The organism is Thioclava sp. F36-7, from assembly GCF_002020075.1.
GTDB classification, from domain to species: domain Bacteria; phylum Pseudomonadota; class Alphaproteobacteria; order Rhodobacterales; family Rhodobacteraceae; genus Thioclava; species Thioclava sediminum.
In genome coordinates this window covers 16,084-36,799 of the sequence record NZ_MPZR01000017.1, presented here as the reverse complement: position 1 = coordinate 36,799, position 20,716 = coordinate 16,084, and the positions used below count along the sequence as shown (strand labels likewise).

Sequence of the window (20,716 nt, the reverse complement as noted above, 5' to 3'; positions counted from 1 at the left end):
CTGCTGGCAGGTCGATCGTTTGCGGAGCGATGACCCCGTCTGTCAGGGTGATCGTGGGAACGGCCTCATCTGCCACGACAAGGGCCGGCGCACAGGCCAGCACGATGAACGCGGGAATGATGCGTGAAATTCGGGTCATGATGTTCCTGCTTGTCTGTTCGCCTGTCGAATAACCGACAAAAACACTTGGGTCAATAATTCCCGATAAAAATGCTAAGCTGTTTCGCGCGCCAATAGGCGCTCGACGCTGAACGGGCCGAGTCTGGCTCTCTCATTGGCGGAACCTCGCCACGGAGCTTCATGCGCTTCGGCCTGCCACGCCCCCCTTTTTCAACCGCGGGTCGATGACCGGCGGGTCTTGAGCGGAATAATCTTCATCAATCGTAATGGCTTGCGTTGGTCCGATGCGCCGCCAGAGTATGGTCCACCGGAGACCCTCTACACCCGATGGAAGCGCTGGAGGTGAGTGTCTGAACGCCACTGGTCCGAGAGAAGCCACGAACGGGGTGTTTTCGCCCGGATGATGGAGGGGCTTACCTCCGAGGCGGCCGACCGGAAGACAGTGATCATCGATGTGAGCAGGCGAACGCCATGCGTTCGAGTGAGCCTGCGCACCTATCTCAAGGCGCATCGCACGGCTTCGAGCCTGCGGTTGAAAAAGGGGGGTGTGGCAGGCTGATTGGGCGGAGTTCGAAGATCAGAAAACGATCCGGGGGATCGTTTTCCTGAGAACGGGTGGCATGAACACCAAGTTGCATGCCGTCACGGACGCGAACGGCCGCCCGATCAAGTTCTTCATGACAGCCGGCCAGGTCAGTGACTACACCGATGCGGCGGCCCTGCTGAGCAGCCTGCCCGAGGCCGAATGGCTGTTGGCCGATCGGGGCTATGACGCCGACTGGCATCGTGAAGCTTGCAGGACAAGGGCATCAAACCCTGCATCCCGGGCCGGAAGTCTCGAGGCAAGCCCATCAAATACGACAAGCGCCGCTACAAGCGGCGCAACCTTATCGAAATCATGTTCGGCAAGCTCAAGGACTGGCGCCGCGTTGCGACCCGCTACGACAGGTGCCCGAAGGTCTTTCTGTCCGCCGTAGCCCTCGCCGCAACTGTCATCTTCTGGCTTTGAAAATTAACGAGTCTGGAGCCTACGGAGCAGTCGTTCATCTATGGCGCAGCGAAGGGCGGCTCTCCGCCCAGGCCACCGAGCGGGTAGCGGTCGGCCCTAAGCTGACATCTGTTTTTGCGAGAACGCTGCGTGAGAACGGCGGGGCAATAGTCGGTCACGGTAGCGGCGGGATGCTCCGGCTGCGGGCGGCGTAGAAGCCGTCCACTTTTGCCACTTTCTGGCGACAGGGAGCGTGCGAGGATTTTCACCGTGGACTTGTATCGCAAGGTTCGACTTGCCTGCGCCGAGGAGATCGTCAAGCTTGCCACCGCAAGCCTGCCGGTTCGGTAATCGAGGAGGAGCCGATGTCGGAGACAATCGAAGAGGAAAGCGCCAAGCCCCAGCCCGCCGATGACGTTGCGCGCGAGGTCGATCTGCCGTGGTGCCAGCCCAAACCCGGCCACGAGGATGTCCGCGCCCCCGATCTGATCCGCGAGATCATGGCGCATCCGAACTACCTGCAGGCCGATGAGGATGTCGATTTCCTCAACCGCGACGAGATGCGCGGCCCGCGCCTGCAGCTCGATTACCAGAAGGCCGAGACGCTGCTGCGCGAACATGGCATCGCCCATTCGATCGTGGTCTTCGGCGGCACCCGCATCCCCGAACCGGAAGCCGCGCGCGAGAAGCTGGCCGATATGGAGGCCCGCAGCGCGGCCGATCCGAGCAATGACGATCTGACCCGCCGCGTCGAGATCGCCAGGCGCATCGTCGCGAAAAGCCGCTATTACGAGGTCGCCCGGGCTTTCGGCCAGATCGTCGGTGCGCGCGAGGGCACGCATGGCAACCGTCTGGTGATCGTCACCGGCGGCGGGCCGGGGATGATGGAGGCCGCCAATCGCGGCGCCTATGATGCGGGCGCGCGCACGGTGGGGCTCAATATCACGCTCCCGCATGAGCAATTCCCCAACCCCTATATCACGCCGGGCCTGTGCTTCCGCTTCCGCTATTTCGCCCTGCGCAAGCTACATTTCCTGATGCGTGCGCGGGCGCTGGTGGTGTTCCCGGGCGGCTATGGCACGCTCGACGAGCTGTTCGAGACGCTCACGCTGATCCAGACCCGCAAGATCCGCCCGCTGCCGGTGATCCTTGTCGGGCGCGACTATTGGAGCCGGGTCTTCGATCCGGATTTCCTTGTGGAGGAGGGGGTGATCGACCCCGAGGACCGCGACCTGTTCTGGTATGCCGAAACCGCCGATGAGATCTGGGAGGATATCGGGCGTTGGTATGCGCAGTTCGGTCGCAATATCGACGAACCAATGGGAGGAGAGGATGAAGATTTCATTTCACGGTGCCGCGCATGAGGTGACGGGGTCCTGCCATCTCGTCGAATGCGCGGGGCGCAAGATCCTGATCGATTGCGGCATGTTCCAGGGGCGCTCGGAACTGACCGAGGACAATGCCGCGAAATTCGGCTTCGAGCCCTCCGAGATCGACATGGTGCTGCTGACCCATGCCCATCTCGATCACTGCGGGCGGCTGCCGCTTCTGGTCAAGCGCGGCTTCAAGGGCGAGATCATCGCGACCTCGGCCACGCGCGATCTGGCGCGACTGGTGATGCTCGACGCGGCGCATCTGCAAGAGGAGGAGGCGCGCCATCATCACCGCCATGGGCGGCGCGGCGGGTCGCATGAGGCGCTTTACGACACGATGGATGCGCTCGACGCAGTCGATCGGTTCGGGCGCAACGCCACCTATCGCAAGACGCTCTCGCTGTTCGACGGGATCGAGGCGACCTTTTTCGACGCGGGCCATATCCTCGGCTCGGCTTCGATCCGGCTTGACCTGACCGAGCATGGCCGTACCCGAAAGGTTCTGGTCTCGGGCGATCTGGGCCCCGACAATCGCCCGCTTCTCAACGATGCCGACCCGCCCGAGGATGCCGATATCGTGGTGATGGAAACCACCTATGGCGAGCGCGACCATCGCGGGCTCGAGGCCTCGATCGCGGAATTTCTCGCCGCAATCCGCGCGACCACGGGGCGGGGTGGCAATGTCATCATCCCGACCTTCGCGCTAGAGCGCGCGCAGGAGCTGCTGTGGTTCCTGCGCGAGGGGATGGCCTCGGGCGAGATCGAGAAATCGCTGCGGGTGTTTCTCGACTCCCCGATGGCGATCTCCGCGACCCGGATCTTCGCGCGCCATGACGAGGCGCTGCGCCCGGAACTGGCCGAGATCATTCGCAAGGGGCGCGACCCATTCCAGCTGCCCGAGCTGCATTTTACCCGTGAGACGCAGGATTCGATCGCGCTCAACGAGATCCGCTCGGGCGCGGTCATCATGGCGGGTTCGGGGATGTGCACGGGCGGGCGCGTGCGCCATCACCTGCGCCACCACCTCGCGCGGCAAGAAAGTGCTGTGATCTTCGTGGGCTATGCCGCCGAAGGGACGCTCGCGCGGATCATCGTGGACGGGGCGAAACATGTGAAGCTTTTCGGCGAGGAGATCCCGGTGCGTGCGCAAATCCACACGATCAACGGCTTCTCCGCCCATGCCGACCAGAGCGATCTGAAACGATGGCTGGCCCGCACCCGCCACCCGCAGAAGATCTTCCTCGTGCATGGCGAGAAGAAGTCGATGGAGGCCTTCGCGAAAGGGCTCGACCCGGCGAAGGTCGTGATGCCCGAGCTGCATCAGAGCTTCGAGCTCTAGCCCCGCTTCACAGCCCCGGCAGGTCGATCGCGACGGCCGCGTGATCGCTCGCATGGGGGCGGTGGCGGCCGATGCCGGGCAGGTGCTCGCCTTGATAGCGGGTGGCCTCGGTGCCCAAGCCCTTGCGCAGGATACGCGGCACCGCATCGGGGTAGCGCGCGGCCAGCGCAGGCGAGGCGAGCAGCACATCGGGGCAATGGTAGCGCCCCGAATGCGGATCGTAATAGGTCCAGCGCTCGGGCCGGGGCATCCGCGCCATCAGATCCACGCTGAACCCGTGTTCAAGCGGCGCGGTCGCGCGGGGCAGGGGCAGCTCGGGGTCGTCGGGCTCGTTGAGATCGCCAAGGATCAGCCAGAGCGCTTCGGCCGGAACGTCGAAGTGCCGCTCGATCAGCGCCCGCGTCGCCAGCGCCTCAAGGCGCCGGGTGCGCCAGGCGGCGGCCTCGTCGGGGTAGGGCGATTTGAAATGCGTCACGAACAGCGTCAGTGCGCCCACTTCGACCATCAGGCAATCGCGCCGGAAGACCGGCATCTCGGGATCGACGCCCTCGGGCACCTCCAGCCCCAGATCGCCCGGCGTCAGCGTGGCATGGCTGCGCACCGCTCCCAGCGCGCGGCGCGAGAGCACCGCCAAATCGAGCCCGCGCCCGTCATTGCCCGGCAGGCAGACCCGCTCGGGGTAAGGCCGTATACCAGTGGGCAGCAGGTAGCGCGCGTGGAAGTGCTCCAGCGTCGCGAGGTCGAACACCTCCTGCAGCGCGACCAGATCGGCGTCGATCCCGGCGAGCAATTCCGCCGTCAGCCGCCGGTCGATCGGATCGAGGCGCGGGTCCTCGGGGTCGTCGCTGTCCCAAGCCCCATGCAGCCGCCCCAGCTCCCGGTTCGGCAGCAGGCGCATGTTTTGGGTGTTGAGGCTCGCGATCCGCATCTTGGCGTCAGCATCGCATGGGCGGGGCGGTTTGGAACAGAGCGAATGCGTCCTTCGATCCTCCCTTCGCCTGCTCGCGCTTGATGACATTCGCCAGCCAGGCGCGCGCCTCTTGAGGGGAAATCTCGGTCCTGATGATGCCGTCCATAAACGTGTCGCTCTCCGCACTGATCTTCCGGGCTAAGATAATCGCCACACGGCGATCCGTCGTCCCCAAGGAGAGCTTCAGGTCGACGAATTTTGTGGAAAACACCCGGATCCGACAGCGCCATTGATACGCAGCGCCGCGACGGGAGAGATGGGGTTGGCCGTGCATGGTCTTGCGTCGCCCTTGTTTCGACGGACCTACGCAAAACTCGGGTGATGGAACGCCCGTATGCCACACCTACGAAGCCATGAAAGGCTTTTGGTAGCTAAATCAACACCCTAGAGGGGAAGATGGCTCCGGCGGTAGGGCTTGAAGTTCGCCCCGCTAAGCCTTGATTTCAAAGGGAATTTTCCGGTCCGTATTGCGGCGCGGTGCTCCGTTCGTGTCCGTTTTGTGCCACGGAGGTGCCCCGAAGGCAATAGCCGCAAACACATCGAGAAATACCACGTCTCAGACAGAGCCGACGCCTCAGGGGGGCTGCCGTCATCCAGCCTGTAGAGCGGGTCACAGTGCGACCGGGCTATTGCCGGATCGGGGTATCGCGGGGGCACACAAATGTGGGCGTGGGGCGCTATAGGTCGACCGGACGCAGCCTCGCCTTCTCCAGGATTTTCTTGATCTGGGATATTTGGAGTGAGCCAACCGACCTGAACGCTATCGAGAACACCATAGCCCGTTTTCAGGAGACGCTCGGCAGCACGTTCGCCTTCCGTTGCGGAAGTGGAGCAGAAAGGTCGCCGAAGCTTCATAGTAACGAACTGATAACGTTCGTTAAAATTTTCTTGCAAAAAATCGCCTTCCGCTTAACGATAATAACCGAGCTCAAATGCGAGCTTTGGAATCATAAGAGCAACAAGGCTCTTCAACTGTGGCGTATACGCCGCGTTGAAGGGCCTTTTTTGTTGTCGAATCGGAATCTATTCCGAACCAAGGGAGGAGAAAAATAAATGAAACGTCGCGATTTTCTTGGCGGTGTCGGGGCTGTCGGAACGGCTGGGTTGCTGTCCACACCTGCGCTTCTGACGATGACCCGCAGAGCATCCGCACAGGATACGGATATTCCGGTCGGTCTCCTGTTCTCGCTGACTGGCTCAGTCGCCGTGGTCGAAAGCACCCTCCATGACGCTGCGCTTTTGGCGATCGAGGAAATTAACGCCGCCGGTGGCGTGAATGGGCGTATGCTGCGTCCGATCATCGAGGATCCGGCCTCAGATCCCGCGACCTACGCTGACCGCGCGCGGCGGCTGATGATCCGCGACAAATGCGTGAGCGTGTTTGGCTCCTACACCTCGGCCAGTCGGCAGGCGGTGCTTCCGGTCACCGAGCAGCGCAAAAATCTCTTCTGGTATCCGACGCTCTACGAAGGCCGTGAGTGCTCTCGCAACGTGATGTATGGCGGCGCCGTGCCGAACCAGCAGCAAGACGACTTGATCCCGTGGGCGATCGAGAACTTCGGGCCGCGCTTCTACATGATCGGTAACAACTACGTCTATCCCAAGGAAGAGAACAACTATTGCAAGACTTTGCTTGAAAAGCATGGCGGCGAAGTCGTTCATGAAGAATATGTTCCGCTCGGCCATTCTGACTTCAGCTCAGTCATAAACCGCATCCGCTCCGAGCAGCCCAATGTGATCTTCGCAACTGTGGTCGGCGATAGCGACGTGGCTTTTGCACGTCAGTATCACGCAGCAGAACTCGACCCCGCTAAGATGCCGGTTGTCAGCCTGACCCGTTCCGAGGTCGAAGTGAAGGCCATCGGCGGTGAGGCCGCAGCAGGGCATTTCTCATCGGCACCTTACTTCATGGGCACACAGACGCCGGAAAATGAGCGCTTCGTCGAAGCTTACAAATCGCGTTATGGGGCCGATCAAGTCACCCACTTCGTCAGCGAAGCGGCATACTTCCAAGTCTACCAGTTCAAAGCCGCGCTCGAGAAGCTCGAAGCCGGTAACATCACGCCGGAGGCGATCCGTGATGCGGCTGTCGGTATGACGCTCAACGCGCCTCAGGGCGAGGTGCTAATCGACGAGAACCTTCACACGCACCTTTGGCCCAAGATTGGCCAGTGGCAGTCCAACGGGCAAGCCGAAGTGTTGGTGCAGTCTGCGAACCGCGTCGCGCCCCTGCCATACGCGGCCTATGAAGGTCAGCGTTGCACGGGACAGGGTTTGGTCCAGGGCTGAGGCCGGAACTCAATCTTCCAGAAACGAAATAAATCGACTGCCCGGCTCTGTAACACGAGCCGGGCGAACGGGGAGTGTTTTCCGATGGACGTAATACTGAACCAGCTGTTTGCCGGTGTTAGCATGGCCTCGATCCTGCTGATGATTGCGCTCGGGTTGGCCATCATCTACGGCGCCATGGGTGTCATCAATCTTGCCCATGGCGAATTCGTCATGCTTGGTGCCTACGCGACCTGGGCGTTGCAGAGCTTTGCGGGCTTCAACATCATTCTCGCGCTGCCATTCGTATTCGTCGCAGTCGCGGCGGTTGGCTGGATCATCGAGAAAGTCATTGTGCAGCGGCTCTATCACCGCCCACTCGACACGATCCTGGCAACGTGGGGCATCGGGATCATCCTGCAGCAGGTGGTGCGCCTTTCCGTGGGCGCTGAATCGCGCTTCGTAAAGGGGCCTGAGTTCTTGAGCGGGAACACGCAGATCGGCGGCCTCATCATGTCGAACTACCGCATTTTCGTGATCGTTTTCTCCCTCGCAGTGCTCGCTGCTTCCTGGGGGTTGATGACCCGCACGGAATTCGGAATGCGACTGCGGGCGGTTATCCAGAACCGCCAGATTTCTGAGTGCTACGGCATCGAAGCGAACAAAGTGTATTCAATCACGTTCGCTTACGGGGCCGGGCTTGCTGGCATCGCTGGTGCATTGATCACACCGCTCTTCAGCACCATCCCGACCATGGGCACCGGCTTGGTGGTCGATGCTTTCCTGGTGGTGATCGTGGGCGGTCTCGGCAGCCTACTCGGGGCGGCAAGTGCCGCAGTGCTAATCGGTGAAGCCACCGCCCTTTTCTCGATGCTCCTGAACGACACGCTCGGGCGGATTGCCGTGCTCGCGGGGATCATTCTGCTCATCCGGTTCCGTCCGCGTGGGCTCTTCCCATCCAACACCCGTCGCTGAGGAGGCGAAAATGACCAGAAAACTCTTCTTCGATCTCGCGGGCGTGGCCGTTTTCGCTGTTATCATCGCACTCGGCGTTCCTGCGCTGATGGGGTTCGACGCATTCGAGTTGAACACCTTTGCGCGGTATCTCGCACTTGCCATCGTGGCGATCGCGCTGTCCCTCTCCTGGGGTGGCGCGGGACTCCTGAACCTCGGACAAGCTGCGACCTTCGGTATGGGGTCGTATGCGATGGCCATGCACTTGAAGCTGCGGGCAAGCGGCGAGGCACTGCCCGACTTCATGAGCTGGAATAATGTGCCAGAGCTCCCGTTGCTTTGGATGCCGTTCCACTCGCTCACCTTCACTCTGCTCGCGGGCCTTTTCGTTCCGGCATTCATTGGCGGGTTGATTGCGATCTTCATGTTCCGTGCCCGTATCGCCGGGGTCTTTGTGGCCATCATCTCACTGGCTTTCTTAGTGGCCTTCCAGCTCATTGTAATCGAGCAGCAGGGCTTAACCGGAGGCCAGAACGGGCTCACGGGCCTCGCTCCGCTCAAACTGCCGGGCTGGAGCGTCGATACCTATAGTCTCGGGTTCTATTACCTTGTTGCCGGGTGCCTCATGCTCGCGATCTCGCTGGGCCTCTATCTAACCCATAGCAAGTTCGGCCTGATCCTCCGCGCCATTCGCGAAGATGCGGACCGCACCCGGTTCTTTGGCTATAACGTCGCTAATTATCAGACCGCTATCTTCTGCATCTCTGCCGCCTTCGCAGGGTGGGCAGGCATGCTCTACACGTTGGTGCTGGAGTTCGCGTCCCCAACTTACATGAGCGTTTCGTTCAGCCTCGCCATCGTCATTTGGTGTGCTGTGGGCGGCCGGGACTCCGTGGTTGCGGCCGCGGCAGGTGCGATCCTCGTGAACCTGCTGGAGGGCCGGCTGTCAGACGTTTTCGTCGAAGGTTGGAATCTCATGCTCGGAATAACCTTCGTGCTGGTGGTGATGTTTATGCCGCGGGGACTTTACGGGCTCCTTGGAGACTTTGCCCGCACCCTTGGACGCAAAGTCGGGAAGGAGCGGACCAATGAAGCCTTGGGTCCCCGAACCACCAAAACCGGCCAGGAGCTTTGAGTATGAGCCAGCTACAAATAACAGATTTGCATGTAGACTTCGGCGGGTTGCGGGCTGTGGATCGTCTCTCCTTTGCTGTTGAGAAAGGCGAAGTTCTTTGCCTGCTCGGACCCAACGGTGCGGGAAAATCTACCACTCTCGATCTGATCTGCGGCAAGACGCAGCCGACCGGCGGATCAATCCGCTTCGAGGGCACGGAAATTTCGCAGATGTTCGAGTTCCAGCGCGCACGTCTCGGCATTGGACGCAAGTTCCAGGTTCCCTCAGTCTACAAAGAACTTACCGTCGCTGAGAACCTCTCAGTCGCGACGTCTCGCAAGCCCGGTATCTGGCACGCTCTGACACGTTTCTCTCACTCCCAGCGTGGCCGCGTTAAACCACTCCTCGAGCGTGTCGGCCTCGAGGCGCGAGCGGATATCATTGCCGGTAACCTTTCGCATGGTGAGACCCAGTGGCTCGAGATCGCGATGCTGATTGCTCAAGATAGTCGGCTGATCCTGATGGACGAGCCAACCGCGGGAATGACCATTCAGGAAACCGCGCGCACTGCTGAGATATTCCGCTCGCTCAGTGAGAGTCACACCCTGATTGTCGTAGAGCACGACATGTCGTTCGTCCGAACAGTCGCTGACCGGATCATCGTGATGAACCGGGGCGCGCTGCTGGCCGAGGGCTCGATCGCCGAGATCGAAGCCAATGAAGATGTCAAAACAGCCTATCTGGGACACTGATCATGGAAACGATGTGTGCAAGAGAGCTATACTCTTTTTATGGTAAGAGCCCTGTCATTCAGGGCATTTCGTTCGACCTCGAGCCTGGGGAGTTTCTGGCGGTCCTTGGGCGAAACGGCGTCGGCAAGACCACACTTCTCAAGTCTCTAATGGGGTTGACCGACGGGTGCTCGGGGGAGCTCCTCTTCGGAGACCACGGTCTACTCGGGCTCACGACGCCACAACGCGCGCAGCTCGGGATTGCTTATATCCCTCAGGGGCGAGAGATTATCCCCGGCTTCACGGTCCGTGAGAATATTCTCATGGGGACCTTCGCACGCGCGGACGGTAGCCGGGAAATTCCCGAATACCTTTTTGAGATGTTCCCGATCTTGGACGAGTTCATCGACCGTAAAGGCGGTGATCTTTCGGGTGGGCAGCAGCAGCAGCTCGCCATTGCGCGCGCGCTCGCCATGGACCCGAAGATACTGATTTTGGACGAGCCGACGGAGGGCATCCAGCCCAATATTGTGAAGCAGATCGAGGAAGCGATCATTCGCCTAAACCGCGAGCGCGGCCTCGGTATCATTCTCGTCGAGCAAAACGTGCCTTTCGCGCGGCGCGCCTGCGACCGCTTTTTAGTGCTCGACAAAGGCCAGGTGGTCCTAAGCGGGCAGAGCAGAGATCTCACCGACGCTGTCGTGGAGAAGCACCTGACATTTTGAAGTCAGACAATCAGCAAGCAAGAACGGAAAGGAAAGAAATATGAGACATGGCGACATTTCCAGCAGCGACAACACAGTCGGCGTAGCGGTTGTCAACTACAAGATGCCGCGGCTGCACACGAAGGCTGACGTCCTTGAGAACGCGCAGAATATTGCGGACATGATCATCGGCATGAAGCGCGGCCTTCCCGGAATGGATCTCGTGATCTTCCCGGAATACAGCACCCAGGGCATCATGTATGACCCCGACGAGATGATGGAAACGGCGGCAACTATCCCGGGCGAAGAGACGGAAATCTTTGCTGCGGCGTGCCGCAAGGCGAACACTTGGGGCGTCTTCTCGATCACCGGAGAGCGTCACGAAGAGCATCCAAAAAAGACGCCCTACAACACGCTGATCCTGATGAACAACAAGGGCGAGATCGTCCAGAAATATCGCAAGGTGCTTCCTTGGAACCCGATCGAAGGCTGGTATCCGGGCGACAGCACGTATGTTTGTGAGGGGCCGAAGGGCCTCAAGGTCAGCCTGATCATTTGCGACGACGGCAACTATCCCGAAATTTGGCGTGATTGCGCTATGAAAGGTGCGGAACTCATCGTGCGCTGCCAAGGCTACATGTATCCGGCCAAGGATCAGCAGGTGATCATGGCCAAGGCGATGGCCTGGGCAAATAACAGCTACGTGGCCGTGGCAAACGCAGCGGGCTTCGATGGGGTCTACAGCTATTTCGGCCACTCGGCGATCATTGGTTTTGATGGTCGCACCCTTGGCGAGTGTGGTGAGGAAGACATGGGCATCCAGTATGCGCAGCTCTCCATCCCGGAAATCCGAGATGCGCGCGCTAACGACCAATCGCAGAACCACCTCTTTAAGCTGCTGCACCGTGGTTACACCGGCATCCATGCCTCGGGCGATGGCGACAAGGGCTTGGCGGAATGCCCCTTCGAGTTCTACCGCAACTGGGTCAACGACGCCGAGAAGACGCGTGAGCATGTCGAGTCCTTCACACGAACGACCGTCGGCGTCGCTTGCTGTCCGGTTGGGGGCCTCCCAACCGGCGCGAAGGAGAAGGAAGCCACCTGAGCCTTTGCGCGAGGTCTTGGGAACGGTGCGTTAGTGCCGTTCCCGCACATAAGTGAAATACGGATCCAACATGCCTTTCTTGACCGACCGTCTGCATGAAACTGAACGGAGGCAGATGCATAGCTCTGCTCTTGCCGATGAAAACGGCCGTTCGATCGATATTGCTCCCGCCAAGCCGACAGAGACTAAACTTCGCAGCCGGTTTACCTTCGACCTGACGCTGATCGAGGCTGAGTTGCGCGCAGCAATCATCGGGCAGGACGAGAGCATTGAAGAACTGCTGGATATTTTGAAGGTTGTGCGCGCTGACATCGGCGATCCGCGCAAACCGCTCGCGACAATCCTGTTCTGCGGACCGACCGGGGTCGGAAAGACGGAGACCGTGCGCACTTTGTCTCGCGCGCTTTACGGCGATGCCGACGCCTTTTGCAGGATCGACATGAACACGCTGTCTCAGGAACATTACGCGGCAGCCCTAACCGGAGCGCCTCCCGGTTATGTGGGGTCTAAGGAGGGGACCACTATCCTCGACCAAGAGAAAATAGAAGGAAGCCGGAACCTCCCGGGACTGGTTCTTTTCGACGAACTTGAGAAGGCGAGCAATGAGGTCGTCTTGGCACTCATGAATGTTTTCGATAACGGGCTGCTGACGGTCGCCTCGGGAGAGCGCACCTACTCATTCCGCAACGCCCTCATTTTTATGTCCTCGAACCTCGGGGCACGCGAATTGATGGCGCTGGACGATCCCAGAAGTGGCTTATTTCGACGCCTTTTGTCGCTTGGCAAGAGCCGACGTAAGCGGGCGCATGACGTCGTAATGAAGTGTCTACTGGACCGGTTTCCACCGGAATTAGTTAACCGCATAGACCATGTAGACACGTTCAACTGGATTTCTGAAGATAAGATGCCGGCGCTAGTCGATGTAGAAATTGCCAGGCTCAATCGGCGGCTCCGGAAGCATGAACTTACCCTCGACATCGGCGATCCGCTGCGGAAGTATTTGGCGACTGAAGGATATGATAAACGCTTCGGTGCGCGCGGTTTGCGGCGGGCGATCCGCAGGCATCTCGAATTCCCTCTAGCAGGGTTTCTGTTGGACGGGGGGCAGACCGAAAGAACACCACGGCAGGTTGGTGTTTCGCTCATCATGGCGGACCGTAGGAACGGTTTTACCCATTTTGATTATTGTGAGGACGGAACTTTTGGAAATGAATGAAGGCTGGAAGATAGGCCTCCTGTTCTCCGCAAGCGGGGTTACGTCAATCATCGAACGTTCGCAGCTCAACGGAGCGCTCCTCGCGATTGACCAGATCAATGCGAAGGGTGGCGTCCACGGCAAGAAACTCGAAGCGATCAGTTACGATCCCGGCTCGATCGTTTCCCGCTACGGCGAGCTGGCAGAAAAACTGATCGTTGAGGATAAGGTCAGCGTGATCTTCGGTTGCTATATGTCGTCGTCGCGGAAAGAAGTGCTGCCGGTTGTCGAAAGGCGCAACGCGCTGTTCTTTTATCCGACGCTCTACGAAGGTTTCGAGTATTCCCCAAACGTGATCTACGGTGGGGCGTGCCCGAGCCAGAATAGCGTCCCATTGGCCAACTACTTGATGAGCAATTATGGCCATCGAATATTCTTCGTTGGGTCGAATTACATCTATCCGCACGAGTCAAACAGGGTGATGCGGAACGTTCTCCGTCAGGGAGGCGGTGAAGTTGTTGGAGAACGATACTTTGACCTCGAAGCCACAGAACCCGATTTTCGAGATGTCGTTGCGGAGATCATGGAGGCGCGTCCCGACGCAATTTTCTCAACGGTTGTAGGTCAATCCTGCATAGAATTCTATCGTGCCTATCACGCTGCGGGTGGTGACGGACGGCTTTGCCCGATCGCAAGCCTGACAACCAATGAAGGCGAGATCGCCGCAATCGGACCTGCCGCATCCGTCGGTCATATCACCGCTGCGCCCTACTTTAGGTCGATCAACTCTCCTGCCAATCGCCGGTTTCTAAAAGCTTATTCCGACAAGTTCGGTTCCACCAATGATGTCACGAGTTGCTGTGAAGCCACCTATAGCCAGGTTCATCTCTTCGCCAAGGCGCTGGAGGAAACGGGTGAGATGGATACGGAAAACTTGCGGGAGGCGCTGCTCGGTGCAACCTTCGACGCACCGCAAGGCCAGATTAAAATCGACCCAGACAATAACCATACGTATCTTCAATCGCGGATCGCTATCGTGGACGAGCAGGGTGAATTTATCGTCGATTTGAAAGTTCGTCGTGCCTTGAAGCCCGATCCATACTTGGTGCTTCCGGCGATACACGACTGGAGCTTCCGAACCGATAAAGTCCAGGCGAGCGGCGGACGCAATGCATGACCTTATCCGAGACCTGCGCGATCAGAACGTTCTCCTGATCCATCCGCGAGACCGAAGCGCGGACGAACTGCTTCAGCAGGTCCACAGGATCGGATGCAGTTTTGAGCATGTCTGGCCGCTGCCGCGCTCTCTTCCCGAAAAGGCTGATATAGTCTTCATCGACGTCAGCGTGCACTGCGCCGGTGAACTAAAAGCAGTTCTCGACCGTCGGGATAGGCCCGTAACGGTGATCGCAATCATTGGCTACGAGAACCCCTCCGTTCTCGATGTCATTCTCGAGATAGGAGCGCATGCCGTTCTTATGAAGCCGGTTCGTGCCGCCGGCGTCCTGAGCAGCATGATCTTGGCTCGACGCTACCAGATGGAGCAGGTCAGATGCTCGAAGGACATGTCGAAACTTCGCGAGAAGCTGGATAACGTGCAAAAGGTGAACGACGCTAAGTTCATTCTGATGCGGCATCGGGGCATCACCGAGCGGGACGCCTACGATCTTATCCGTAAGCAGGCAATGGCGAAACGGACGACCACGACTGAGATTGCCCAATCGATCATCAATGCGGAAACCATTCTTCGTGATCTTTGAAACACCGATAGCGTGATAGATTGATCATCGGTTAGGTGCACGTTCTAACCGCCCTGAGTTCCTAGCTGCCAAGGCAGTTCATTTGTTATCCGACGGCGAAGACTGAGGAGGCTGAGCTGCGCATGAACTCACCTGAAAGCATTCAGCAGCATTTGGCAGCTATCGTGGAGGGGTCGGGCGATGCGATTGTCACGAAGGACCTCAACAGCATCATATTGAGCTGGAATCGCGGCGCGGAGACCCTTTTCGGCTTCACGGCGGAAGAAGCCATCGGTCAGCCCATCACGATCATCTTCCCGCAAGACCGGGTCGAAGAGGAGGCAGACTTCATCGCGCGTCTGCGACGCGGCGAGCGAATCGCCCATTTCGAAACAATCCGCCAGCGCAAAGACGGAAGTCATGTTCCGGTCTCACTTACCATCTCGCCCGTGCGCGATGCCGATGGTCAAATCGTCGGCGCTTCGAAGATTGCGCGTGACATTACCTTGCAGCATCAACTGGCGGAACAGCAGCGACTGCTGCTCGCTGAGATGCGTCACAGAGTGGGCAATGCTTTCGCGATCGCCGGCGCGCTCATCTCCATTGCCGCGAGGCAAGCGGAAAGTGTCGAGCAGCTCAGTTCCGAGATGCGGTGTCGCCTTAACGCGATCGCGACCCTCAATTCCAAAACCGTGAAAGATCCCTATAGCGACAAGCCAGAAGGCATAAGCCTGTCGGAACTCGTTGGCACGATCGTGAGGCCGTTCAGCGAAGGCATGAACGTCAAGACGTCCCTTCCGGACCTTCAGGTGTTGTCCGCCGCGATCACGCCTTTGACGCTGGTATTGTTCGAACTCGCAACGAATTCCTTGAAGTATGGAGGCCTCTCTTCGGAAGGGCATGGCGTCGAGATCATTGGCGAAATCGATGATGGCCGATTGAAGCTTCAGTGGAAAGAAACCTGTATCTGCGAAGCTGCTTCTGGCAAGCGTGAAGGAGAAGGCTTCGGCACGTCTCTATGCCAGCATACGGTCTCGGCCTCACTCGGCGGAAGCTTCTCGCGGGTGTTCGATCCGAACGGATTGATTGCAACGTTGGATGTCGACTTGAGCAATGTGACACAGGATTCTTGACGGTCTCCGGTATTCGCAGTGCAGGGCGTTTCTCGCTTTCCAGAGAGAGCGCATCGTCAATGTTTCCTGTGTTGTCGCGGCGATTTCCTGATCTCAGGCGAACAGCTTCATCGCGGACGAAGAGGACGCTCGGCGCCACGCCAAGCTGGCCAGCAAAACCGCGTAGGCCATCATACCTGCCGAGGTCCCCAGCCCAAGCGCCGCAGCTCCGAACCTGTCGATGAGCGCAAGTTTGCAGCCGAGATTTACGCCGAGAGAGATCAGCAAAAGCAGGAACGGCGTTCTCGTATCGCCTTGTGCTTGAAACAGGACGACCAACGGTCGGATCATCAGTGCTGGCACGAGACCCAAGGCGTAGCCGGCGAGGATCTGCGCTGTCGCATGCGTGTCCGCCGCGCTAAACGTCCCGCGCTCGAACAGTGCCGATATGATGCTCTTGCCCGCCACGCCAAAGATGAGCGTCAATGGCAGACCGCAGGCGGCGCAAAGTGCCAGCGCCTGGACGATGGGTTGGTGGGGTGCCCCGAGACTGCCGTTGACATGACGGCGCGCCACTTCCGGCAGCAAAACGGTTCCAAGCGCGACGGAAACCAACCCGATCGGCAACTGATAAAGGCGGTCCGCGAAATAGAGATGCGCCAGAGCTCCGCCATGCAGCAAAGACGCCAAGGCGGTGTCGAGCATGACCGCGATCTGCAGGGCCCCGGCACCGAGCACCGCAGGAACGAGAGTTTTGAAGAAGCGGCTGGCAGCTCGACCAAGTCCGAATTTCGGCCAAAGAAGCGGAAGGCCCGCTTTTTGGACTGCATAGATCAGAAGCGCCACTTGCAAAACGCCCGCTACGAAGACCGACCATGCTGCGGCATGGCCGGTCGCCGATGTTTGCATCTCGACCAGAAGGCCGGCGATGATGCAGCCGTTCAGCAGGCTCGGACCGACCGCGAAAGTGGCAAAACGTCCGCGTGTGCCGAGGCGCGCTCCGAAATATGCCACGAGAGACATGCAGGTGAGATAGGGGAAGGTGATCGTCAACAGCGATCGCGCGATCGTATAAACCGGGTCTTCTGGCGCGTAGCCGGGCGCGAACAGAGAAAGCAGCCAATCGGGGCGCCAGAGAACAGCACCCAATAGGCAGAGATTGATCAGAAGTAGCCAACCCAATACTTCCGCTCGAAAAGCATCTCCGACGGGACTGTCAGACGGAAACGCCGCATCAAGTGGCTGGAATGCTGCGGTAAAAGCGCCCTCCGCCAAGATAGCCCGCATCTGATTGGTCAAGCGCAGCGCGAGCATAAGCGCGACAGCGGCCGGGCTGGTGCCGAGCACGGCAGCGAGCAGAGCGTCGCGGACATAGCCAAGTAGACGACTGACGAAGGTGAACGCCGCAACGAGACGGAAGGCCCGATGCCAGGGCGACAAGGACAAGCGCTTCACGATGGGTATGTGCTCATGGGTGCAACGGCCAGACGAGCGGCGCGCCAAGCACGGTGACAAACCCTGCAACGATGTTCATCGGCAGGCCAATTCGCAGGAAATCGGCGAAGCGGTAACCACCTGCACTGTAGACCATGGTGTTGGTTTGATAGCCGATCGGTGTCGCGAAACTGGCGCTCGCGCCGAACATGACCGCGACGACGAAGGCGCGCGGATCGAGCCCAAGCTGCGCAGCTATGCCGAATGCAATTGGGGTCATGATGACCGCGACGGCATTGTTGGTGACGATTTCAGTGAGGACGGAGGTCAAAGCGTAGACGATTGCAAGCGCCAGAAGCGGAGGCATCTTTGCCAGGGGCACGGACATCCCGTTCACGATCATTGCCATCGCTCCGGTCTTTTCCAAGCTCGTCCCGAGCACGATCATCGCGACGATCAAGAGGAGAAGACGTCCGTCGATCGCCCCGAGTCCCTCGTCTGTGCCGACACACCCGAATGCAAGGACAATCGCTGCACCGACGATCGCAAGCGGCAGGATCGGGGCGAGATCGAACGCGGCCCCAAGCACCACGGTGGCGAGCACTCCCAGAGCCAGGGGCGCCTTCTGGCGGAGAAATGCTCGCGCCTTCAGCGGTGCGAGCGGGATTAGCCCTTCCTCGCAAGTCAGCAGCGCGATCTCGTCCTTACGTCCGCCGAGCAAGATCGTATCGCCGGGCAGCAGACGAAGAGTCGTGTCGCTCAGATCGACCGCCGCGCCGCGCCGATGGAGCGCGATCGGATAGACGCCATAACGGCGGCGCCATCCGAGTGCTTGAAGAGGCCCGAGATCCGACGTGACCACTGCCTCGATCACCTGATGCTCCCGAGTGCCGGCCAGTTCAGTTCCGGAAATCTGAAACTTTGGCCGGGTCTGGGTGCGAAATCCCATGAGTTCGACATCGGACGTTTTCAAGACGAGCCGATCCCCTCCGGCCAAAGGATGTTCGGCAAGTTCATGGCGCAGCGACACATCTCCGCGGATCAGATCGATCACCCGCGTTTCCCGGCGTTTGAACTCCGGCAGATCGGGTAGCTTCTTTCCGATAAGGGGCGACCCTTCAGGCACGAAAAGGTCGACTGTCCAAGATTTGCGCTGGGACATCGTGCCGATATCGCTCAACGCTGCCCGCTCCGGCAGAAGGCGGGGAGCGGCGACAGCGAGGAAGACACCTCCGACAAGGGCCAGGACGATTCCTAATGGCGCGATTTCCAGCAGCGTAAAATGCGGTATTCCGAGGTCGTGCGCAACGCCATCGACGAGCAGGTTCGTCGAAGTGCCGATCAGAGTGCAGGTTCCCCCGAGAATGACGACATAGCTGAGCGGGATCAGAAGTCGCGAGGCGCTGGTCCCGAGCTGCGGCGCCAGTCCGAACACCACGGGGATCAGGATCATCACTACTGGTGTGTTGTTCATGAAGGCCGAAGCTAAGCCCGCCAGAAGAAAGAATAGGGCGAGAGTTATCAACGGTCGCCCGCTAGCCCGCTGACTGAGATGTTCAGCAACCATATCGACCACGCCCGTGCGCACGAGCGCCGCGCTGATAACGAACATGGCTCCGATGGTTGCTGGAGCTGGATTGCTCAAAGCTTTCAGGACATCGTCCACCGTTGCTACCCCCAACAAAAGGGCGGCAGCGAGACCGCACAGGGCCACGGTTTCGACGGGTAAACGTTCATGAAGAAACAGTGCGAATATTCCAAATACGAGAAGAAGGGCCCCGTATGGCGCAAAGGAACCAAGGTTGAACAGCATTTACTTACCCAAGCTGAATCACACTTCCGGACGAAGACGGTTTTAAGATCAGATCGCCAATCTCAATTTTTATCGTGTTCGATCCCTTTATGAAAAATCCCTCTAATGGCACCAAGTAGAGGTATATTTGAAGCGAAAAGGGAGTGGATCAGCGATGTCAGGAGCAACCGATTGCTGAGGCGAGCAGGCAAAGTGATAGGTTGAGAGCGTTGCAGTCTACGCACCACCGTCTCTTCGCTCCACTGAAAATTTGGCGGCCCAGATTCGCCCAATGGTTTATCGCAGACGAACCAACCGTGAATGGTCGAAACTTTTCCTTTTTCGAAGACGGGAACGGTAATATGGTCAATATTTACGCAGTAGGTTCCTGAGGAGATTTGAAAGCGCCCAAGAAACGGTTTGCCTTCCTCCTGGGTTTTGGCAAGATCGCTACGCCAATGGTATTGCAAGCCAGACCAGGAATATCTGAGGATGTCATTCCCGAAATTCGTGAGGCCAAGGAACTGACCCAATTCTTGGTCCCAGGAGTGAAGCACAAAAATAGGCAGAATATTTTTTTTATTCACATAGATTCGATACCCTCCATCGGTGGGGAATACTGAGAAGTGTGAAACTACCGATCGTGTTTTCGAGCTTCTAAGAATTTTTAGAAGTCGATGCGTTCCGGGATGAGCTTGACTTTCTGTAAAAACTGTTGATGCGCGGCTCGATGAGCTTAGCGCAGCGTTTGAGGCGCGAAACGATGAGCGGTTCTTCGGATGCATTGTGTTTAACATGACATTTCACTCCTGTAGAAAAAAACGGGCCGGTCAGGGACAAAACCAGCCCGTCAGTTATTCGGCGCGGGGGGCCACAGGCGATCCGCAGCGCCGAAACCGAAAGCTTCTATGCGATTGAACTCGTCTTGAGCATCGCGCGCAAAACATCGAGAGCGGCATCATGAAGACGTTTGTTCCGGTTGATGATTTCTTGATGACGAGCCTGAATCCAGGGGTCCGATCTCGCCTGCTCAGGCAGCGCAGCAAAGCGCTGTTGCTGCTTTAACTGGACGATGTCCAAATTCCGGATGAGGACAGCCTCTGGGTCGTCGCAGGACTTCAGCGTATCTACGATCTCCATCAGCGCCTCGTTTGATGGCGTGCTCTCTGGGAAAACAGCATCTGATGCTGGCGCCGCGGCGGCGCTCAGGTGCCGTGAGGAGATCTTTGGTGTCGAGATTAGTCGCTTTCGGCGCGCATGACGGTATTCCACCAGCGGCCGTTGCTGTCCTGTGTTATTGGGCGTGGGGTGCATCGCTCTGGTCTCTTCTTCGCGGTCGATGAGGGAGAGATAGCGTGTCCACTTCGCCAACATTCAGGGCTAGTTTTTCAGAAGTGTGACAAATCATGTCCGATCACATCTGTTGAAGAACTTCGTGTGAAATTGCTGGCGAATCCGGTCGGTTTGGCCCAAGCCTGACCGTCTGTGGAAAAGATTCGGGAACATCGACATGGCTCTTGTCGGAAAGAGGATAGTGGTGGTCGATGATGATTTCGAGTTGCGCGAGCTCGTGGGCGACCTTCTGTCTCGTGATGACTTCGTCGTCTTTCGTGCCGAGAACGTAGAAATTGCGAGAGAAATTTTGGCGAAGGAGCAGTTGGACCTCATGGTCTTGGATCTCATGTTGCCCGATCAGGACGGTCCCATGGGCGCGAGTTGCTAGCACGTGTCAAAGCCGTCTTGCGCAGAAGTGGTGAAAAACCTCAGCGCGCAACCCA

At 58.7% G+C, this 20,716-nt stretch carries 19 protein-coding genes and 1 pseudogene; 14 read left to right on the top strand and 6 right to left on the bottom strand.

Annotation, left to right across the window (positions count from 1 at the left end; all coding sequences use genetic code 11):
- Positions 1–331 precede the first annotated feature (331 nt).
- The 3 genes and pseudogenes from BMI89_RS19830 to BMI89_RS19820 form a co-directional block, all read left to right on the top strand.
- Positions 332–1,129, top strand: a pseudogene (locus BMI89_RS19830) (IS5 family transposase); the annotation flags it as partial.
- Between the two features lie 344 nt (positions 1,130–1,473).
- Positions 1,474–2,472 carry an LOG family protein gene (locus BMI89_RS19825; protein ID WP_078572497.1) on the top strand — a complete coding sequence of 333 codons (999 nt, stop codon included), beginning with the start codon at positions 1,474–1,476 and terminating at the stop codon, positions 2,470–2,472.
- Positions 2,441–3,820 (top strand): MBL fold metallo-hydrolase, encoded by a 1,380-nt coding sequence (locus BMI89_RS19820; protein WP_078572496.1) that lies wholly within the window; start codon positions 2,441–2,443, stop codon positions 3,818–3,820. The genes BMI89_RS19825 and BMI89_RS19820 overlap by 32 nt, the downstream gene beginning before the upstream one ends.
- 7 nt (positions 3,821–3,827) lie before the next feature.
- On the opposite strand, the gene BMI89_RS19815 is transcribed toward BMI89_RS19820, so the two are convergent.
- On the bottom strand, positions 3,828–4,748 hold the full coding sequence (locus BMI89_RS19815) for an endonuclease/exonuclease/phosphatase family protein (protein WP_078572495.1): 921 nt from the start codon (positions 4,746–4,748) through the stop codon (positions 3,828–3,830).
- Between the two features lie 7 nt (positions 4,749–4,755).
- Positions 4,756–5,064: a DUF6538 domain-containing protein gene (locus BMI89_RS19810; protein ID WP_078572494.1), complete on the bottom strand. Its 309-nt coding sequence runs from the start codon at positions 5,062–5,064 to the stop codon at positions 4,756–4,758.
- Between the two features lie 779 nt (positions 5,065–5,843).
- Between BMI89_RS19810 and BMI89_RS19805 the strand changes: the two genes are divergently transcribed.
- From BMI89_RS19805 to BMI89_RS19760, 10 genes are all read left to right on the top strand, one after another.
- Positions 5,844–7,079 (top strand): transporter substrate-binding domain-containing protein, encoded by a 1,236-nt coding sequence (locus BMI89_RS19805; RefSeq protein WP_078572493.1) that lies wholly within the window; start codon positions 5,844–5,846, stop codon positions 7,077–7,079.
- An 84-nt stretch (positions 7,080–7,163) separates the two neighbouring features.
- A complete protein-coding gene (gene urtB / locus BMI89_RS19800) occupies positions 7,164–8,033 on the top strand; it encodes an urea ABC transporter permease subunit UrtB (protein WP_078572492.1) in 870 nt (289 codons plus the stop codon).
- A gap of 10 nt (positions 8,034–8,043) precedes the next feature.
- Positions 8,044–9,147 carry an urea ABC transporter permease subunit UrtC gene (gene urtC / locus BMI89_RS19795; protein ID WP_078572491.1) on the top strand — a complete coding sequence of 368 codons (1,104 nt, stop codon included), beginning with the start codon at positions 8,044–8,046 and terminating at the stop codon, positions 9,145–9,147.
- Positions 9,148–9,149: 2 nt separating this feature from the next.
- Positions 9,150–9,878 (top strand): urea ABC transporter ATP-binding protein UrtD, encoded by a 729-nt coding sequence (urtD, locus tag BMI89_RS19790; RefSeq protein ID WP_078572490.1) that lies wholly within the window; start codon positions 9,150–9,152, stop codon positions 9,876–9,878.
- A 2-nt stretch (positions 9,879–9,880) separates the two neighbouring features.
- Complete coding sequence (gene urtE, locus BMI89_RS19785; protein ID WP_078572489.1) at positions 9,881–10,582, top strand: urea ABC transporter ATP-binding subunit UrtE; 702 nt, start codon at positions 9,881–9,883, stop codon at positions 10,580–10,582.
- A gap of 40 nt (positions 10,583–10,622) precedes the next feature.
- The gene (locus tag BMI89_RS19780) at positions 10,623–11,666 is read left to right on the top strand and encodes an aliphatic amidase (protein WP_078572488.1); all 1,044 of its coding nucleotides are present in this window, start codon (positions 10,623–10,625) and stop codon (positions 11,664–11,666) included.
- Positions 11,667–11,736: 70 nt separating this feature from the next.
- Positions 11,737–12,882 carry an AAA family ATPase gene (locus tag BMI89_RS19775; RefSeq protein WP_078572487.1) on the top strand — a complete coding sequence of 382 codons (1,146 nt, stop codon included), beginning with the start codon at positions 11,737–11,739 and terminating at the stop codon, positions 12,880–12,882.
- Positions 12,875–14,038 (top strand): transporter substrate-binding domain-containing protein, encoded by a 1,164-nt coding sequence (locus BMI89_RS19770; RefSeq protein ID WP_078572486.1) that lies wholly within the window; start codon positions 12,875–12,877, stop codon positions 14,036–14,038. The genes BMI89_RS19775 and BMI89_RS19770 overlap by 8 nt, the downstream gene beginning before the upstream one ends.
- Positions 14,031–14,621 (top strand): ANTAR domain-containing protein, encoded by a 591-nt coding sequence (locus BMI89_RS19765; RefSeq protein ID WP_078572485.1) that lies wholly within the window; start codon positions 14,031–14,033, stop codon positions 14,619–14,621. Before BMI89_RS19770 ends, BMI89_RS19765 begins: the two co-directional genes overlap by 8 nt.
- Before the next feature lie 122 nt (positions 14,622–14,743).
- The gene (locus tag BMI89_RS19760) at positions 14,744–15,733 is read left to right on the top strand and encodes a PAS domain S-box protein (RefSeq protein WP_078572484.1); all 990 of its coding nucleotides are present in this window, start codon (positions 14,744–14,746) and stop codon (positions 15,731–15,733) included.
- Between the two features lie 93 nt (positions 15,734–15,826).
- Here BMI89_RS19760 and murJ read toward each other — a convergent pair whose 3' ends face one another.
- From murJ to BMI89_RS20730, 4 genes are all read right to left on the bottom strand, one after another.
- Positions 15,827–17,167 carry a murein biosynthesis integral membrane protein MurJ gene (murJ, locus tag BMI89_RS19755; protein WP_168176849.1) on the bottom strand — a complete coding sequence of 447 codons (1,341 nt, stop codon included), beginning with the start codon at positions 17,165–17,167 and terminating at the stop codon, positions 15,827–15,829.
- 13 nt (positions 17,168–17,180) lie between these two features.
- Complete coding sequence (locus BMI89_RS19750; RefSeq protein ID WP_078572482.1) at positions 17,181–18,959, bottom strand: SLC13 family permease; 1,779 nt, start codon at positions 18,957–18,959, stop codon at positions 17,181–17,183.
- Positions 18,960–19,021: 62 nt separating this feature from the next.
- On the bottom strand, positions 19,022–19,735 hold the full coding sequence (locus tag BMI89_RS20735) for a hypothetical protein (RefSeq protein ID WP_143593976.1): 714 nt from the start codon (positions 19,733–19,735) through the stop codon (positions 19,022–19,024).
- A gap of 109 nt (positions 19,736–19,844) precedes the next feature.
- Positions 19,845–20,312, bottom strand: coding sequence for a hypothetical protein (locus BMI89_RS20730; RefSeq protein WP_143593975.1), 468 nt, complete (start codon positions 20,310–20,312; stop codon positions 19,845–19,847).
- A gap of 136 nt (positions 20,313–20,448) precedes the next feature.
- Here BMI89_RS20730 and BMI89_RS21195 point away from each other — a divergent pair, with 136 nt between their 5' ends.
- Positions 20,449–20,661 carry a response regulator gene (locus BMI89_RS21195; RefSeq protein ID WP_078572480.1) on the top strand — a complete coding sequence of 71 codons (213 nt, stop codon included), beginning with the start codon at positions 20,449–20,451 and terminating at the stop codon, positions 20,659–20,661.
- Positions 20,662–20,716: the final 55 nt, after the last annotated feature.

Bases quoted from the DNA above. Each gene is read 5' to 3' on its own strand.
- BMI89_RS19805 (WP_078572493.1), top strand. From the start codon at position 5,844: ATGAAACGTCGCGATTTTCTTGGCGGTGTCGGGGCTGTCGGAACGGCT.
- BMI89_RS20735 (WP_143593976.1), bottom strand. From the start codon at position 19,735: ATGTTAAACACAATGCATCCGAAGAACCGCTCATCGTTTCGCGCCTCA.
- BMI89_RS19810 (WP_078572494.1), bottom strand. From the start codon at position 5,064: ATGCACGGCCAACCCCATCTCTCCCGTCGCGGCGCTGCGTATCAATGG.
- BMI89_RS19780 (WP_078572488.1), top strand. From the start codon at position 10,623: ATGAGACATGGCGACATTTCCAGCAGCGACAACACAGTCGGCGTAGCG.
- BMI89_RS21195 (WP_078572480.1), top strand. From the start codon at position 20,449: ATGGCTCTTGTCGGAAAGAGGATAGTGGTGGTCGATGATGATTTCGAG.
- BMI89_RS19820 (WP_078572496.1), top strand. From the start codon at position 2,441: ATGAAGATTTCATTTCACGGTGCCGCGCATGAGGTGACGGGGTCCTGC.
- BMI89_RS19775 (WP_078572487.1), top strand. From the start codon at position 11,737: ATGCCTTTCTTGACCGACCGTCTGCATGAAACTGAACGGAGGCAGATG.
- BMI89_RS19765 (WP_078572485.1), top strand. From the start codon at position 14,031: ATGCATGACCTTATCCGAGACCTGCGCGATCAGAACGTTCTCCTGATC.
- BMI89_RS19825 (WP_078572497.1), top strand. From the start codon at position 1,474: ATGTCGGAGACAATCGAAGAGGAAAGCGCCAAGCCCCAGCCCGCCGAT.
- BMI89_RS19760 (WP_078572484.1), top strand. From the start codon at position 14,744: ATGAACTCACCTGAAAGCATTCAGCAGCATTTGGCAGCTATCGTGGAG.
- urtB (WP_078572492.1), top strand. From the start codon at position 7,164: ATGGACGTAATACTGAACCAGCTGTTTGCCGGTGTTAGCATGGCCTCG.
- urtE (WP_078572489.1), top strand. From the start codon at position 9,881: ATGGAAACGATGTGTGCAAGAGAGCTATACTCTTTTTATGGTAAGAGC.
- urtC (WP_078572491.1), top strand. From the start codon at position 8,044: ATGACCAGAAAACTCTTCTTCGATCTCGCGGGCGTGGCCGTTTTCGCT.
- urtD (WP_078572490.1), top strand. From the start codon at position 9,150: ATGAGCCAGCTACAAATAACAGATTTGCATGTAGACTTCGGCGGGTTG.
- BMI89_RS19770 (WP_078572486.1), top strand. From the start codon at position 12,875: ATGAATGAAGGCTGGAAGATAGGCCTCCTGTTCTCCGCAAGCGGGGTT.
- BMI89_RS20730 (WP_143593975.1), bottom strand. From the start codon at position 20,312: ATGTTGGCGAAGTGGACACGCTATCTCTCCCTCATCGACCGCGAAGAA.
- BMI89_RS19750 (WP_078572482.1), bottom strand. From the start codon at position 18,959: ATGCTGTTCAACCTTGGTTCCTTTGCGCCATACGGGGCCCTTCTTCTC.
- BMI89_RS19815 (WP_078572495.1), bottom strand. From the start codon at position 4,748: ATGCGGATCGCGAGCCTCAACACCCAAAACATGCGCCTGCTGCCGAAC.